At 48.7% G+C, this 15,658-nt stretch carries 14 protein-coding genes; 8 read left to right on the top strand and 6 right to left on the bottom strand.

Going from position 1 to position 15,658, the window contains the following annotated elements:
- Positions 1-17 precede the first annotated feature (17 nt).
- The 7 genes from PMI05_RS14205 to PMI05_RS14235 are packed head-to-tail and all read left to right on the top strand — an operon-like array spanning position 18 to position 6,966.
- The gene (locus PMI05_RS14205) at positions 18-908 is read left to right on the top strand and encodes an ABC transporter permease subunit (RefSeq protein ID WP_007722627.1); all 891 of its coding nucleotides are present in this window, start codon (positions 18-20) and stop codon (positions 906-908) included.
- A gap of 18 nt (positions 909-926) precedes the next feature.
- Positions 927-1,919 (top strand): ABC transporter ATP-binding protein, encoded by a 993-nt coding sequence (locus PMI05_RS14210; protein WP_007722629.1) that lies wholly within the window; start codon positions 927-929, stop codon positions 1,917-1,919.
- Positions 1,912-2,874 carry an ABC transporter ATP-binding protein gene (locus PMI05_RS14215; protein WP_085972483.1) on the top strand — a complete coding sequence of 321 codons (963 nt, stop codon included), beginning with the start codon at positions 1,912-1,914 and terminating at the stop codon, positions 2,872-2,874. The genes PMI05_RS14210 and PMI05_RS14215 overlap by 8 nt, the downstream gene beginning before the upstream one ends.
- A 22-nt stretch (positions 2,875-2,896) precedes the next feature.
- Positions 2,897-4,099: an ROK family transcriptional regulator gene (locus tag PMI05_RS14220; RefSeq protein ID WP_007722633.1), complete on the top strand. Its 1,203-nt coding sequence runs from the start codon at positions 2,897-2,899 to the stop codon at positions 4,097-4,099.
- A 51-nt stretch (positions 4,100-4,150) separates the two neighbouring features.
- Positions 4,151-5,056 carry a Gfo/Idh/MocA family protein gene (locus PMI05_RS14225; RefSeq protein ID WP_007722635.1) on the top strand — a complete coding sequence of 302 codons (906 nt, stop codon included), beginning with the start codon at positions 4,151-4,153 and terminating at the stop codon, positions 5,054-5,056.
- The gene (locus PMI05_RS14230) at positions 5,053-6,048 is read left to right on the top strand and encodes a Gfo/Idh/MocA family protein (protein ID WP_007722637.1); all 996 of its coding nucleotides are present in this window, start codon (positions 5,053-5,055) and stop codon (positions 6,046-6,048) included. The genes PMI05_RS14225 and PMI05_RS14230 overlap by 4 nt, the downstream gene beginning before the upstream one ends.
- A 45-nt stretch (positions 6,049-6,093) precedes the next feature.
- Positions 6,094-6,966, top strand: a complete 873-nt coding sequence (locus tag PMI05_RS14235; RefSeq protein WP_007722639.1) for a sugar phosphate isomerase/epimerase — start codon at positions 6,094-6,096, stop codon at positions 6,964-6,966.
- A gap of 102 nt (positions 6,967-7,068) precedes the next feature.
- Here PMI05_RS14235 and PMI05_RS14240 read toward each other — a convergent pair whose 3' ends face one another.
- On the bottom strand, positions 7,069-7,422 hold the full coding sequence (locus tag PMI05_RS14240) for a DUF805 domain-containing protein (RefSeq protein WP_007722641.1): 354 nt from the start codon (positions 7,420-7,422) through the stop codon (positions 7,069-7,071).
- Positions 7,423-7,627: 205 nt separating this feature from the next.
- On the opposite strand from PMI05_RS14240, the gene speD reads away from it, so the two are divergent.
- Complete coding sequence (gene speD / locus PMI05_RS14245; protein WP_007722643.1) at positions 7,628-8,437, top strand: adenosylmethionine decarboxylase; 810 nt, start codon at positions 7,628-7,630, stop codon at positions 8,435-8,437.
- A gap of 432 nt (positions 8,438-8,869) precedes the next feature.
- Here the strand turns inward: speD and PMI05_RS14250 are convergent, their stop codons facing one another.
- The 5 genes from PMI05_RS14250 to PMI05_RS14270 all read right to left on the bottom strand — a co-directional run bounded on the left by PMI05_RS14250 (position 8,870) and on the right by PMI05_RS14270 (position 15,564).
- Positions 8,870-10,579, bottom strand: coding sequence for a hypothetical protein (locus PMI05_RS14250; protein ID WP_007722644.1), 1,710 nt, complete (start codon positions 10,577-10,579; stop codon positions 8,870-8,872).
- Positions 10,580-10,763: 184 nt separating this feature from the next.
- Positions 10,764-11,429 (bottom strand): ankyrin repeat domain-containing protein, encoded by a 666-nt coding sequence (locus tag PMI05_RS14255; protein WP_039960805.1) that lies wholly within the window; start codon positions 11,427-11,429, stop codon positions 10,764-10,766.
- 284 nt (positions 11,430-11,713) lie between these two features.
- Complete coding sequence (locus tag PMI05_RS14260; protein ID WP_007722648.1) at positions 11,714-13,183, bottom strand: S-layer homology domain-containing protein; 1,470 nt, start codon at positions 13,181-13,183, stop codon at positions 11,714-11,716.
- A 206-nt stretch (positions 13,184-13,389) separates the two neighbouring features.
- Positions 13,390-14,085, bottom strand: coding sequence for a response regulator transcription factor (locus PMI05_RS14265; RefSeq protein ID WP_007722650.1), 696 nt, complete (start codon positions 14,083-14,085; stop codon positions 13,390-13,392).
- Positions 14,086-14,100: 15 nt separating this feature from the next.
- Positions 14,101-15,564 carry a HAMP domain-containing sensor histidine kinase gene (locus PMI05_RS14270; protein ID WP_007722652.1) on the bottom strand — a complete coding sequence of 488 codons (1,464 nt, stop codon included), beginning with the start codon at positions 15,562-15,564 and terminating at the stop codon, positions 14,101-14,103.
- Positions 15,565-15,658 lie beyond the last annotated feature (94 nt).

A 15,658-nucleotide genomic window follows, 5' to 3' on the forward strand; every position in this document is an offset into this window, starting at 1 on the left:
GCAAGGAGGTGACGTAAATGGAGGTAGTAAAAGAAATCGGGCATAACGTTGTAGTTCCCAAGGAAAAGAAATCCAGGGCCCGCGAATTTTGGAAGAAGTGGAAAAAGCAAAAGACAGCTTTCTGGGCTGGGTTTTTTATCTTGTTTTTGTTTGTGATAGCTCTGTTTGGCCCGTGGATCGCGCCGTATGATCCGTACGAGCCGAACTATGATGTGACGTTGCAGACTCCTTCCATGGAGCATTGGGCAGGGACAGATGAATACGGAAGAGATATTTTGAGCCGTATCATTGTAGGAACGGGTATCTCTCTTGGCGTCAGCTTTTCTTCTGTGGTAGTCGGTGCAGTGGTTGGAACGGTATTAGGTTTGATTAGCGGATATTACGGCGGGTGGCTGGATCGCCTCATCATGCGGTGGAGTGACGTCATGTTTGCTTTTCCCGATTTGCTGCTCGCAATCGCCATTGTTGCGATCCTCGGCCCGGGATTAACGAATGTCGTCGTAGCGGTCGCGGTGTTCAGTATCCCATCGTTTGCTCGTTTGATTCGCGGCAATACATTGGCTGCCAAGGAAGCGGTGTTTGTAGAAGCGGCGCGGTCCATGGGTGCCAAAAGCAGCCGAATTATTTTTCGACACATCTTTCCAGAGACCGTCTCCAGTATGATCGTCTTTTTTTCCATGCGGATCGGTACCTCGATCTTGGCAGCATCCAGTCTCAGCTTTCTCGGTCTAGGGGCAAAGCCGGAGAGTCCCGACTGGGGGGCGATGCTCAGTATGGGGCGTGATTATCTCGCCACTTCTCCTCATGTGGTCATCATTCCCGGGATTGCGATCTTTTTGACCGTGCTGGCGTTCAACCTGGTTGGGGATGGCTTGCGCGATATTTTGGACCCGAAAACGAAGAACTAAACGAGGGAGATGGGGCAGATGAGTGAGAACATCATTGAAGTAAAGCATCTGCAGACACAATTTACGAGAGACAACCAGAAGACAGTCGTCCTCGATCATGTGAGCTTTCATATAAAAAAAGGCGAGGTGCTTGGACTGGTTGGCGAATCGGGCTGTGGCAAGAGTGTGACCTCCTTGTCGATCATGCGCCTGTTCAAGGACACGACTGGTGAGATTACCAATGGCGAGATTGTTTACAACGGTACGAATTTGCTCTCGATTTCGGAGAGTGATATGCGCCGTATTCGCGGAAAAGAAATCTCGATGATTTTTCAGGAGCCGATGACCTCGCTCAACCCGGTGATGAAAATCGGAGAGCAATTGATGGAAGCCATTCGTTTGCATCTCGGCTACTCCGATCAAAAGGCGCGAGAACAAGCAGTGAACATGCTGACAAAGGTGGGCATTCCGCGACCAAGCGAAATTATGGGGGAGTATCCGCATCAGCTCTCTGGCGGTATGCGACAGCGCATCATGATTGCGATGGCGATGTCCTGCAATCCCAACCTGTTGATCGCCGATGAGCCAACGACTGCACTCGATGTCACGATTCAAGCACAAATCCTCGACGTCATGAAGCAGCTTCAGGCTGATGAGCATATGTCGATGTTGTTGATCACGCATGATCTCGGCGTCGTGGCAGAAATGTGCAACCGTGTCGTGGTCATGTACGCAGGGCGTGTCGTGGAGGAAGCATCTGTTTACGACTTGTTCGACGAACCCAAGCATCCATATACCAAAGGCTTGATCGGCTCTGTCCCCAAAATCGGGCAGAAGCGCGCGCGGCTGGATTCGGTTCCGGGGAACGTACCGACACCAAACAATATGCCGAAGGGCTGCAAATTCGCTCCGCGCTGCAAGGACGTCATGCCTGTTTGTTGGGAAAAGGAGCCTGCCATTACGATGGTGGGAGAGGAACGTTCTTGCCGCTGCTGGCTCTATCAAGAGGAAGGTAGGGATGTTCATGTCTAAATCACTGGTCGTGGTAGACGGTATCAAAAAAACGTTCCCGATTGATAGCGGTCTATTAAGCAGCAAAAAAAGCGTAAAAGCCGTAAATCACGTTTCGTTCGAGATCAAGGAAGGTGAGACGTTCAGTTTGGTCGGAGAGAGTGGCTGCGGCAAGTCGACGACAGGGCGCTTGGTCACAAGGCTTTTGATGCCAGATGAGGGTAAGATTTGGATCAATGGAGAAGAAATCTCCAAGATGAACGAAACGAAGCTGCGGGAAGTGCGCAAGCAGGTACAGATGGTTTTTCAGGACCCGTACGCCTCACTGAATCCGCGGATGAAAATTCGCGATGTGGTTGCAGAGCCTCTTCTCATTCATACGAAGCTGTCTACCCAAGAGCGGGATCGGATTGTCGCCGAAATGCTTGAGGTCGTCGGACTCTCCAGCTATCATGCGGAGAAATTCGCCCATGAATTCAGCGGAGGGCAACGGCAGCGCATCGGAATCGCTCGCGCCTTGATTTTGAAGCCGAAGCTGATCGTCGCGGATGAGCCAGTCTCTGCTCTCGATGTGTCGATTCAATCGCAAATCTTGAATTTGCTAAAAGATTTGCAGGAAGAATTTCATTTGACCTATTTGTTTATTTCTCACGATTTGAGCGTGGTCGAGCATATTAGCGACAAGATCGGCGTGATGTATTTGGGGAGTCTCGTAGAATCCGGCCCGAAGGAAACGATTTTTGCCAATCCCCGGCATCCGTATACAAAAGCGCTGCTCTCTTCAGTTCCGATCCCTGATCCACGGGCGAAGCGGGATCGGATCATTTTGCAGGGAGATGTGCCGAGCCCAGTGAATCCGCCGTCAGGCTGTCTGTTTCATACGCGCTGTCCGTTCGTGATGGACATATGCAAGACGACACCACCTGCATTGCGGGAAGCGGCAGACCGAGATCATTTTGTCGCCTGCCATTTGTGATTTGAATAAAAGGGATGGTTACATGCGTAGGACGGGTGATTTAAAGCTGATCCAAGAACTGAATCGTTCCATCATATTAGATACGATCCGTCATTACGGCCCCATTTCCCGGAGTGAAATAGCGAAGCGGAACAAACTGAGTCCTACTACCGTGACCTCGGCTGTCAGTGAGCTGATTCGTGACTCGTTCGTATGCGAGGTGGGAACAGGAGAGTCAAATGGCGGACGAAAACCGATATTGGTCCAGTTTTCTCCTGATAGTCGCTTTCTGATCGGCATTTCGATCTCTGGCTCGAAGATTACCATTGCCGAGATGAATCTGGAAGCTGTGGTCAAACGAAAGGAAGTTCACTCGATCAAGCCATACCAAGGGGAGAGCGTCCTCGCTTATTTGATGGACATCATTGAGCAATTTTTGCGTGGAGCCGCGAGTCTGGAGACATGCATGGGAATCTCGATTGTCACACAAGGCATCGTGGACTCGGTCCATGGGGTGATTCGCTACAATCCAAAGCTCCGCTTGCAGAACGCCGCTGTTAAAGAAATGATCGAGCAGCGTTTCCAGATGAAAACCTGGCTGGATAACGACACGAATGCGTATTTGCTCGCCGAGAAGACTATCGGGGATTTCAGTCATTATCAAAACATGCTGTACGTCACGATTGGGGATGGATTGGGAGCCAGTATTTTGATGAACGGTGCCATCTATAGGGGCTTTAAAGGCGGGGCCGGTGAGTTCGGTCATACCACGATTGATCGGGCAGGTGTGCGGTGCGATTGCGGAAATGTTGGCTGTCTGGAAAATTACGTGAGCTGGCCAACGATTTACTCCAAGCTGGTCTCCTCGCTTGCGAAAGGAAAGACGAGCCGCATCTCGGATTTGGTGGAGCAGGATGTTGGCCGGATTACTCCTGCGGTGTTTCGTCAGGCTTTGGCAGAGCAGGACTCGCTTGCGGTCAGCATTTTGGAGGAAACCGCTTCTTATTTGGCTTCAGGGCTGGTCAATCTGATTCATTTGTTCAATCCGGAGGTCATTATTCTGGGCGGCGAGATTGCCTTCGAAAATGAGCTGTTGATCGCTAAAGTAAAAGACTACGTAGGGGAATACGCGCATGGAATCCTGACGGAGGAACTGGAGATTCGACCGAATTCGTTGGGGGAAAATGTAGAGGTCGCAGGAGCTGCCGCTGTTTTATTGCAGGATACGTTTCAGTTTTCGCTATAAGAGGGGTGTGTCGAGCAGTCCACAAAGCTCGAGGAGAGGGGGAGAGGGATCATGGTAAAAGTTGTGGTCGCAGGGGAAGCGGGAACAAGCGTCAAAGAGTCGCAAGCTTGGTTTCGGATCACGGAGGCAGAGATTGTAGGTGTGGCGGACAGCTTGTCTTCTTTGCGCGAAATCTTGCAGGGAACAGAAGTGGATATCGTGGATATTGGCTCGCTTACGGACAGCGCTGATCCGTGGGTGACGCTTGCTACCCAGGCGGGAAAGCATATTTTATGCGCAGAAGGTTCTGTTTTAGGGCGTGAAGGAATCAGTTTGTGCGACCAGCATGATATCATGCTGCAATTCACAAATACGCTGCGTTTTGCTCCAGAATACGAGCAAGCGCACGAGCAAATAAAGAATGGGGCCATCGGAAAAGCAGGTGTCATTCGTATAAGAAGGGGAGCTCCAGCATCGTCTCAGAATGCCGACAAATGCATTTTTCAAGTGCTTGGAATGCGTGAATTCGATTGGCTACGCTGGACGTTCGGCGAGGTTGAGCGAGTGATGGCGCGAGAGGTCAAGCACACGAATGAGCCAGGAAAGATCGTCCATTATGCGTTGGTCATGCTCCGAATGGCAAACGGGGCAATTGCTCATGTAGAGCTATCTTGGGCGGAGGGGACAGAACATACTTCCTTTGAGCTTACTGGTGATCAAGGAATGATTGCGCATGATAGCCGGGAAAGCACCCCTATTCGCTGGAGTCGGGGAGAGCAGTTTCTTTCGACAACATTCCAAGGGATGGACCTGATGCAGCGACAGCGGGAGCATTTCATTCGCTGTGTACAGAAACAGGAAGGGTCACGTCTGCATTCTCGTGATCTGCTCGCTGCTCTCGATATCGCTTCGGCGGCGAGAGAATCGGTCAGGACGGGACAACCTGTGAAGCTCATGCACGGAGGTGACGAGGGATGAAGGTAGGAATCATCAGCTTCGCTCATATGCATGCGCATAGCTACGCTACTTATTTGCAAAAGCACCCCGATGCGCAGCTGATAGCAGTCTGGGATGATGACTCGCGCCGTGGAGAGGAAATGGCGACTGCCTACCAGCTCGATTTTTACGAAGATCTGCAAGCCTTTTTGCAATCCGGTATCGACGCGGTCATTATTTGCTCGGAAAATGCCAAGCACAAGAATCACGTGATTGCGGCAGCGCGAGCGAAAAAGCACATTCTGTGCGAGAAACCAATTGCCACCGAGATTGCGGATGCACGCGAAATGATTCAGGTTTGCAAAGAGGAAGGTGTCATGCTTCAGGTTGCCTACCCTGTCCGTTTTGCACCGGTGATGGAAAGTGTCAAACAGATCGTTCAGTCAGGTGCTCTCGGAGACATTCTCGCCATCGATGGCACGAACCACGGACAAATGCCAGGTGGCTGGTTCATTGAAAAAGAGCTGTCTGGCGGTGGGGCAGCGACGGATCACATCGTCCATCTGATGGACCTCGTACGCTGGATGCTCCAAGACGAAGTAAAAAGCGTCTACGCTGAGCTGGACACACGCTTTTACGAGATTGAGGTAGAGGATTGTGGCATAGTTTCTGTGGAAATGGAGTCTGGCGTGGTCGTCGGAATCGATCCGAGCTGGTCGCGGCCGAAGACGTTCCCGACGTGGGGAGATGTGACAATGCGGATTGTCGGCACCAAAGGCACGTTGGACATCGATGTGTTCAAGCAACACGCGCTCTATTACAATGACCGCGATTCGAAGCTGCAAAATTTACCTTGGGCTGTGGATATGGATGAGCGGCTTATCGCCGACTTTGTGCAAAATGTCATGGAAGGCCGGCCTCCGTCTATTACTGGAGAGGATGGACTGCGGACACTCGAAGTGGTGGAGGCAGCCTATGAATCCCATCGTCTCAAGCAAGTCGTGACTATCAACAAGGTGCATTTCTCATCATGATGAGCAGTAGCCTTTCTATACAATAAATCTAATGAGGTGGAACTAATGAAAATTGGATTGAGCACTTACAGTCTGCTAACAGCAATACGAGCTGGGGAAATGGATGTACTGGATGTCGTGCAATGGATCGCGGATAACGGCGGCGAGCACATGGAAATCGTGCCGTACGGTTTTACGCTGGTCGATAACTACGAATTGGCAGACTCTGTTCGGGATAAGGCAAAAGCGCTAGGGATTGAGCTGTCCAACTACTCGATGCCGACTAACTTTATTCAACCAGACGAAGAAGCCTTCGAAGCTGAAGTCGCACGTGTGAAAACACATGTCGATCTGCTGCACCGCATGGGTATCAAGCATATGCGCCACGATGTGTCCGCCTTTACTGTTCCCGTAGAGGAGACGACGATCGAGTACTTCGAAAAGCATTTGGCTGAGATGGTCGAGGGAAGCCGCCGAATCGCTGATTATGCCGCGCAATTCGGAATAACGACGACAATCGAGAATCACGGTTGGCTGGTCCAGGCAAGTGATCGCGTGCAGCGTGTCTTGCATGAGGTCAACTGCCCGAATTTCAAAACGACGCTGGATATCGGAAACTTCATGTGTGTAGACGAGGCTTCGTTGGTCGGTGTGCAAAAAAATCTGCCTTACGCTTCGCTCGTGCATTTCAAAGATTTCTACTTCCGTCCATCCTACCATGATCCAGGCGCAGGCAAATGGTTCAAGACCGTCAATGGCAACTTCCTGCGTGGAGCGATAGTTGGACAAGGCGACATCAACATTCGTGAGGTCGTCAAGTTGGTTAAGCAGTCCGGCTATGATGGCTATATCACGGTCGAGTTCGAAGGCATGGAGGATTGTCGAGAAGGTTCCAAGATTGGGATGGACAACCTGCGACGTTTTTGGGACGAGGCGTAAAACGGTAATGGATCAAACGGCATTTGGGGAGTCCCGAACTGCCGTTTTTTCTTTGGACCAAAAATAAAAAACCTCTCCCTTTGGGGAGAGGCGATGGAGACATTAGAAGGATTGCGAAGTTTTTGGATTCGCACCGTATTTGTTGTCTCCTTGGCTGTCTTGGCACAAGAATACGAGCAAGATAATTGCACCGATTAAAGGAATAAACGTGAGAAGGATCCACCAACCGCTTCTTCCAGTATCGTGCAATCGGCGTGCAGTTACGCTCAAACTAGGCAGTAAAACAGCTAATGAATAGATCATGCCCAAAATTGATCCTGTACCAATTAAATAATCTACGAGAGCAATTACCATAGATACGATGATGTTGAACAAAGTGAACATCCAATATTCTTGACGTCTAGCTCTTCCTTCAAATGCGACGTATTTCTTCAATACGCTTGTATACCAATGCATGATAATTTCCCCCTTTCTTCTAAAATTTGACACACTTCGATATTTTATCACTAAACCAAGGGGATTAGAACCATATTCTGTCAAGTTTCCCTAATGCTATTGAATCATTTTTAGGTAGGACAAAAGTAATGGGTATTTATGAACGAGGTGGAGGAAAAAGTAAGAGCAAACGAGTTTTGGATGCTATCACAGGGGGAAATGACGCTTGGAACAAAAAACAGAACAGAACGTTACGCTGCATGGCTTCAACAATTTGACCAAGTCACTCAGCTTCAACATGTACGACATCTGCTATACGAAAACAAAAGCGGAGCGGGAAGCGTATATCGAATACATAGATGAACAATACAATGCAGAGCGATTGACGAATATCCTGAAAAACGTGTCGGATATTATCGGCGCACATGTACTAAATGTCGCTCAACAAGATTATGTACCACAAGGTGCGAGCGTCACTTTTCTTGTATCCGAGGGACCAGTCGTAGAAGTCCCTACTGAATCTTATGAGGAATCCCCCGGACCTTTGCCTGAAAATGTGGTGCTACAATTGGACAAGAGCCATATTACGGTGCATACGTACCCAGAGTACCATCCAACGGAGGGCATCAGTACATTCCGGGCCGATATTGACGTGTCGACTTGTGGCGAAATTTCTCCGCTCAAAGCACTCAATTATTTAATTCGTTCGTTTGATACAGACTTGATGACAATTGATTACAAGGTGCGTGGTTTTACCCGGGATATCCATGGATACAAGCTGTTTATCGATCACGACATCAGTTCGATCCAAAATTATATTCCCGAGGAAATTAAGGAATTGTTCCACATGATTGATGTGAATGTGTACCAAGATAATATTTTCCATACAAAATGCAAACGCAGGCAATTTGATCTGAACAATTATTTGTTTGGATATACGAAGGATAAGCTGACACCGGAGGAGCAGGAGGATATTACGAAGCAATTGCAAATAGAGATGGACGAGATTTACTATGGGAAAAATTTTGTGAATTAGTAGCTGTAGTGGGGGAAAGAAGCGCATTTCCAGTCTACGCTTCGGAATGAATGGCGGGAGCGCTTCAAACGTAGACAGTTTCGAGGAAGTATCGCATAAGTGAAGCTGAAATTCCCCGCCATTCATTTCGAAGCTGGGTTGGGCTCCAGAGGCGCTTGGACTGGAAATGCGCTTCTTTCTACGTAGATTTTTGTGCTTCTAGAACACTGATCCAAGTTGTCTTTAAGCGAAATACTCCATGCAGATTACACAAGAAGATGAAATGAAGACCATCTCCCTCAAAAGACCTCTAGACATAACTGACAAAAAGGTCTAACTCCCCGAAATAATCCTATGCTGTTCGAAAGTCATGTCACATGTTTGGAAGGAGACCGCCCGAACGAAGAGAGGATATAGGCGACTGGAAAACATGTGGCATGGCTTTTCCCGACCTCAACAGTTGGAGGTGAACCTTTCATTTGCAGTAGGGTTAAGGTAGAATGCCCGAATCTCCTCCAGCGTTTTTCTAGCAGGCTGCACGAATTCGCGGTCCCAATCTTCCGGAGGAGAATCCAGCGAGATGCCCTTTTCCTGCAAGGTTCGAAACAGCTCCTTATCCGCTTGCGTAGGTATCCACCACGTGTAGACGGGATTCGTTTTGCCATTTAGAAACGATTCGAACATAAATTTCACATAGGTAGCTGTAGAGAGTTCGCCGTAATTGACATCGAATTCAGGCTCGGGTGCCGGATAATCCTCTGGATAGCGGAACGGGCCAAAGTGAATGGAAATACCCAGAAAGCCGACAGGTGGAATGTTGTTTCCATACCCCGGAAGAGAGAAAGGTAGATCGGCTGCGAAGTGCAGGCGAATCATGACAGAATTGATGAATTGCCGTTCGAAGAAACTTTCTTTTTGCCAAATGCCGAGTTCTCGTGAAAGAGTATCCCAGTGAATGATGGACGTATTGTGCGCGAGCCAGAAGGAGGACGACATCTGTTCAAACGTTTTGTAAAATTCCTCATCGTAATCATGGAACGGATCGAGCATGTCGAACAGGCTGAAGCACCCATGTTTTCTCCTCCATTTTTGCGCGATGATCAGAAAATCAATCAATCGTTGGATTCGTAGCTCCGGGCTGCTCTCATTATTGGCAAACAGATACGTAGCTTCTATCAAATCGGCAGTGAAGTTGCCGTTAACAAAATCCCAGTAATTGATTTCACCAGCTTCTACGCGTTCTTCATTAATCCGCTTCGTATCCGTTTCCCATCGCGCAAAGGTGGTGACATCAATGCCGAAATAAAGCTCAGGCAAGAGGTCGCCAAAAATATGGAAGCGATAAGGGCTGGACTGCTGGAACCAAGATTTGATGAAGTCCAGGCGAGAAGAGGGAGACACGACTGCGGCCCGCTCCACATAGTTCGTTTTGGCAACGGTTGACTCGAATTCTTCAACGGATGAGGCGATCGCTACGAAAGGGGCTGCTGATGTCAGGAAGTCCACGCCATCTTCGTCGTTGTCGTATTGGACAATGATGTGCTGGAAGGTTGCCTCAGCCAAGGGAGATAACACGAGCTGATTCCAACGGTGTGCGGTTGCATCGTCAATGGCGCCGATGACGACGATGGGTTTGTCTGATTCTCCGCGAAAAGAAATAGAGGCACCGTTTTGGACGACGATCTTGTTTTGGCAGCGTACGTTGATGGATGTGCCTGCTTCAAAGCTGATTGAAGTCCCAGCAGCTAAGATGACATCCTCTGGTCCGATCATGTACGGACCATTTTCTGCGGGAAATTCCTCCGATTGATTGATGATCCCCGATAGGCGCTTGTACTTATCCACGTGCAGTTGATAGGTGTGCTGCGGGTCTGGATCAGGCCCAATCGTCAGTTGCACGTAGTAAAGACCATCTTCCTCCGGAAAAAAGGGAAGGATGATGGGGGCGTTCGGACTATATTCAGCTTCTGCGAGTTTTGTTCGATGGATGTCATAGATTCTGATGGTAGTCAAAGGATGCGTCAGGTTATTCATGTGAATTTCAATAGCGTCTGTAGAAGCAAGAAAGAGCTTGTACATCTCCACCTTGGGTTCGAGGTTAGGAGAAGCTTTTCGGATTCGTTTGTCCGTTTCCAGAATAGATGTATACGAGCTGACCGTCATGTAAAACAGGCTCCTATCAAAATGGTGTAGGTATATTGGGATAGTCCATTAGTGATAGACGCCTGAATATAGAAAAAGTTTTGAGTTTTGCGGGGTCTTTTGATCTAGAAAATAAGAAAAAGGATAGGGGTCAGATGAGTTCTGACGATCCTATCCTTTGCTTCTTCAATTAGGTAGCTCAAACTTATTTACCGCCAGCCTGCGTGAGCATTTCAATCATTTCTTTGTAGCCATGTTTCTTCGCATGCCCGAGAGGCGTCACACCATCGTGATCAGCGAGATTGACATTGGCATTGTGCTCGATCAGGAGCTTCACGATTTCCTGATGCTTCTTGCCACCATCGCCCAAAATTACTGCTTCTAAGAGAGCGGTCCAGCCCAATCGGTTGACGTGATCAATATTGACATCAGAGCTGGTGAGCAGTTCCTTGACGATCTCGACATGTCCACGATCAGCCGCAGGAATCAAGGCCGTTCCGCCAAAACGGTTCGTAATGGTAGTGTCGGCACCTGCTGCTATCGAAGCTTTTACGAATGCGAGCTGGCCTGCTGCGCTTGCGAAGAGCAGGGGATTGTCTAAGTTGTTGTCTCGGATGTTGATGTTGGCTCCGCGTTCAACCAACAAGTTGAAAATGTCGAGTTGAGCAGAGTGGACCGCGATCATCGCAGAAGTGCGGCCTCTACTATCGGTAGCGTCAATATCCGCGCCTTCTGCAAGCAGCCTCTCAATCGCTGCTTTGTCTCCTTGACTGGTTGCTGTCAATAAGGCTTGATTCAGCTTATCCATTTCAACTTTTACCGCCTGGGTTGCTTGCTGCTCGCCACTCGTCAAGAGGGTATTCCAATTCATCTCACACCCAGTCAGAACGATGGCGATCGTCATAAGACCAATACGCAGTATAGCGAGCCCACACCTTTCTTTTGATTTGGATACCTGCATCACACAAAAGAGGTAGTTCATAAAGTCATCTTTTGATCACGAAGTAGTTTTGAGAGCAAACTCGGCATCGAAAGTAACGCTCACCTTCGAAGTCCGGTGCTCATGTAGGTTCCCTACACTCCGCTCCTCCTTCTACAGGTTCTCGTTACTTTCTCGGTGCTGAAAAGCCGACTTTTTGAACACTCATACAAAGACTACTCGACTGTCAGCTCGGCAGAAGATTTGCCAGCCCAATCGCCGACAGGTGTTACCGTGTATGTGGTACCTGCTTTCAGTTTACCATCTTGCTGGATGTCAAACACGCCTGTGGTACCTTTGCGGCTGGAATATTTGTACGTCGCCAGCAGCTTTTCTCCGTCTGCACTAGTAAGTTCTACGCTACGTCCGGAGAACAGCTCGTCTCCCGGGTCTTCTGTTAGAGTAACGGTGATAGAGGTTTCACTAGCTGCTTTGGCTTCGCTGATTTCGAGCGGAGCGATTTCTTTTGCGACGAAGGTAGGATTCGCGATATTCGCCCAGTCGGACGTAATGGTGTACGTAACGCCCGGAGTCAGGACTTGGCCTTCTGGGAGACGGAATTTAATTTCTTGCTTGCCGTCTGTTGATTGTGTGAAAGGCACGTATTTCGCTACGATTGGTTGTCCGCCTTCCGGTGTAATGGTCACTTGTCTTGCTTGCATGGAAGAAATGATTTGATACGTTTTGCCGTCTGCACTGTTGTTTTGATCCAGCACCAATGCATTTGCACCGCGCCCTCCGCTGTAGGCAGAGATGATATATCCGTAATCGATGACACCATTTGCTCGCAGGGACTCGACTTCAAACGTGTCGTTTGTTACTTGGCGCACTTCTGTCATGTTGATCTTGGTTGCATTGCCTGCGAATGTGCCTGCCTTTTTCCCTTTGTATGTCAGGGTGTAGGTGGTTCCTGGCTTTTGAACCGAGGTCGGTACGATGTAGGTATTGGTAGAACCTGTTTTCAGGCGTGGCATGTTGGTCAGTGTCAGTCCATCGCTAAAGACAAAGTCTTCTTTTGCTTTGGCAAATGCTTCGTTTTCTGCTGTCAATGGAGCGTCGAACGTCACAATCAATGTGATTTCGTTCAAGGATTGTACGTTCATGATGGTCGCTTTATCAGAAGGGATTGCCTGGCGAGCCACATTCAACAGATAAGCGGCTTCACCGCGAGTAACGTTGCTGTCTGCGGAGAAGAAGCGTTCCGCCCAGTAGTTAACCGACTTCACATCACGCTTGAGCGCTTTTGCGACGATTTGTGCGAATTCAGCATCTGTCACGGTTCCACGTGGATCAAATTGGCCATCCTTTGCTTGCATGATATCGAGGGATACCAGATCAACCGCGTATTTATAGAACCAGTCATTTGCTTTCACATCCGTAAACGTTACGGATTTATCTGTTTTGCCACCTTGTAGGCCAAAAGTATGTGCAACCATTTTTGCTAGCTCGGCACGCGTAACTTGATTGTGAATGTTACTGCCTTGCATGACTTTCAGCTTGGAGAGTTCAGTAACGGCTTGTTGAATTTCTTGAGCACTCAGAGGAGTGGAAGCTGCTTGCACGTTCAGTGTAGCGTAAGGAAGGGATGCTGTGCCCATAACAGTTGCAAGCATCATGATCGCGATTTTATTGGAAAACTTTTTCATCAGTTGGTCCTCCTTTAGATCAGTTGAGTGGGTGTTGCTTGACTACCTGTAGAATAGTCGAGAGACCTAAACTGCCAAGAAACAAGGGATTAATAGAATCTAAAAAAGTTCTTAAAAAAATATTAAAAAACCTCCAGCTTTGACGTGGAGCGGAAAATCCGTCCTCGTTCTCGCTGAAGGCTTTGTGATGGTCATGGTATTCACGCTTAGACAGTAAATCGGTAACCGGCACCCCAGACCGTCTCGATATACTGCGGATTGGAAGGATCGACTTCGATCTTTTCACGCAGCTTGCGAATGTGCACCGTAACGGTCGCGATATCTCCGCTGGAATCCATGCCCCAGATTCGTTCGAACAGCTCGTTTTTGTTAAAAACCCGATTCGGGTGAGTTGCTAAAAATTCAAGCAGATTGAATTCTCTTGTGGTGAAAATGACTTCCTGATTGCGTACGTAGACTCTTCGAGATACTTTGTCGATGACGAGACCGCGGATGTGAATCTCTGCGTTCGTTGGTTGAGGTTGTCGGGCTGTCAAACGCTCGTACCTTGTCAGATGGGCTTTGGCTCTGGCTACTAATTCGCTTGGGCTAAACGGCTTTGTAATATAGTCATCGGCACCGAGATTAAAGGCGCGAATTTTATCGATCTCTTCTTTTTTTGCGGAGACGATCAGGATTGGCACTTCTTTGGCTTGTCTGATCTGGCTGCACAATTCGAAGCCGTCCATGCCCGGAAGCTGCAAATCAACGATGATCAAACTGTAGTCGCCATTGATGGCAAGCGGCAAGCCTTCGCTGCCAGAGTGGCATAAATCGACCTGAAAGCCGTTCAGTTCAAAATAATCCCGCTCCAGCTGAGCGATGGTCGTCTCATCTTCAATGATGAGGATGCGTGAAGACATGGGAATGTGCACCTCCTATTGTTTGTGGGTACGTTTTAACGTAAAGAACAGACTCGTGCCTACGCCTTGCTTGCTCTCCACCCAGATTCTGCCGCCGTGACCCTCGACGATCTGGCGCGCGATGGACAGTCCCAGACCGCTACCGCCCGTGGAAGAATTACGGGATTGCTCCACCCGATAAAAGCGTTCGAACAGGTGAGGTATGGCTTCTTGAGGGATACCAATGCCGTTGTCTTTTATTTCAATGGTGGCCCAATGAGCGTCCGCTTGAACCGAGACGCAGATGATTTTCTCAGGTTTATCCATGTATTTTTGCGAGTTGCCGATGATGTTTAAGACGGTGCGCTTGATTTTTTCCAGATCGGCGATAACCAGGGTGCCTTCTGCTGTGCGCTGGTTCCACTGAATTGTGATGCCCTTCTTTTCCAGATCGTAGTGCAGCTCATCGATGCAGTCATCCAAAAACTGCACGATATCTACATGTTCAAACGTAAAGGGCACTTGCTTCAGATCGAGCTTGGAGTAGAGAAACAGCTCATCGACGAGCAAGTCGAGGTCTACTGCTTTGGAGTAAATGATGTTCACGTACTTGTCCATTTTCTCCGGGGTATCAGCTACGCCATCGCGGATTCCCTCGATGTATCCTTTGATATTGGTAATCGGTGTACGCAAATCATGCGAGATGTTGGAGATCAACTCTTTGCGACTTTCTTCGTCCTCAAGGCGAAGCCGCACTGATTCCTGCAATCGTTTGCGCATGTTTTCGAACGCTTCGTTCAGTTGTCCAATCTCGTCCTTTGTGTACAGATGGAGCTCAAAGTCCAAATTGCCTTCCTTGATGTTCTCAGCTGAATTGCGCAGTAAATCGAGCGGCTTGACGACGCTGCGAGTAATCCAGCGGTACAACAAGACGTTTGCGATGACAATGACGCCGAGGAGGAGGAACACGAGCATCGGCAGCAGTTTGCGGATAACCTCACCAAATGGACTGCGCTCGCGGATCACAAAGACACTGCCTTTTGCCCCATCTGAAAACTTGAAGTCAAACTTTGCATACGCATAAAATCTTTCGCCGATGTTGAACGTGTTGCGAATCTGGTTGTTGTTCAAGTCATAGGGCGGCAAGCTGTTTTCCAGCTCGGGCTGATTGATGGTTGGGGAGGTAAAGACTTGATTGCTCTCTCTGCGGACATACAGGCCGGCTCGTACCGTTTTGAGCTTGAAATCGTAATCGGCAAGCAGCTCCTGGTTTTGCAGTTGATCCGGCTCATTCTTGGCGAGATATTTCAATTCAAGGAAAATATTCTCTTCTTGTTCAGTCAGCGGATTGAGCTGATAATGCACTTTATAAAAGTCGCGAAAGCTGTTGAAATCGCCTGTCGCCGCAATCGTAAATAGACTGGCGGCTACGAAAAACGTCAGCAAGCTGATTACTAGCATCCCTGTGTAAGAGAGCAGCAGCTTAATACGGATGGACATGGACTCACCTACTTTCGATAGGGTGAAAATTTATATGCAAGATGACAAGTCCATTATATACAAGACGTCCAGCTGGTAAAGCATAATTACTTGG

It is taken from the genome of Brevibacillus sp. BC25, from assembly GCF_000282075.1.
Classification (GTDB): Bacteria; Bacillota; Bacilli; order Brevibacillales; family Brevibacillaceae; genus Brevibacillus.

Coding starts and splice junctions, on each gene's coding strand:
- PMI05_RS14205 (WP_007722627.1), top strand. CDS start 18: ATGGAGGTAGTAAAAGAAATCGGGCATAACGTTGTAGTTCCCAAGGAA.
- PMI05_RS14210 (WP_007722629.1), top strand. CDS start 927: ATGAGTGAGAACATCATTGAAGTAAAGCATCTGCAGACACAATTTACG.
- PMI05_RS14215 (WP_085972483.1), top strand. CDS start 1,912: ATGTCTAAATCACTGGTCGTGGTAGACGGTATCAAAAAAACGTTCCCG.
- PMI05_RS14220 (WP_007722633.1), top strand. CDS start 2,897: ATGCGTAGGACGGGTGATTTAAAGCTGATCCAAGAACTGAATCGTTCC.
- PMI05_RS14225 (WP_007722635.1), top strand. CDS start 4,151: ATGGTAAAAGTTGTGGTCGCAGGGGAAGCGGGAACAAGCGTCAAAGAG.
- PMI05_RS14230 (WP_007722637.1), top strand. CDS start 5,053: ATGAAGGTAGGAATCATCAGCTTCGCTCATATGCATGCGCATAGCTAC.
- PMI05_RS14235 (WP_007722639.1), top strand. CDS start 6,094: ATGAAAATTGGATTGAGCACTTACAGTCTGCTAACAGCAATACGAGCT.
- PMI05_RS14240 (WP_007722641.1), bottom strand. CDS start 7,422: ATGCATTGGTATACAAGCGTATTGAAGAAATACGTCGCATTTGAAGGA.
- PMI05_RS14250 (WP_007722644.1), bottom strand. CDS start 10,579: ATGACGGTCAGCTCGTATACATCTATTCTGGAAACGGACAAACGAATC.
- PMI05_RS14255 (WP_039960805.1), bottom strand. CDS start 11,429: ATGAATTGGAATACCCTCTTGACGAGTGGCGAGCAGCAAGCAACCCAG.
- PMI05_RS14260 (WP_007722648.1), bottom strand. CDS start 13,183: ATGAAAAAGTTTTCCAATAAAATCGCGATCATGATGCTTGCAACTGTT.
- PMI05_RS14265 (WP_007722650.1), bottom strand. CDS start 14,085: ATGTCTTCACGCATCCTCATCATTGAAGATGAGACGACCATCGCTCAG.
- PMI05_RS14270 (WP_007722652.1), bottom strand. CDS start 15,564: ATGTCCATCCGTATTAAGCTGCTGCTCTCTTACACAGGGATGCTAGTA.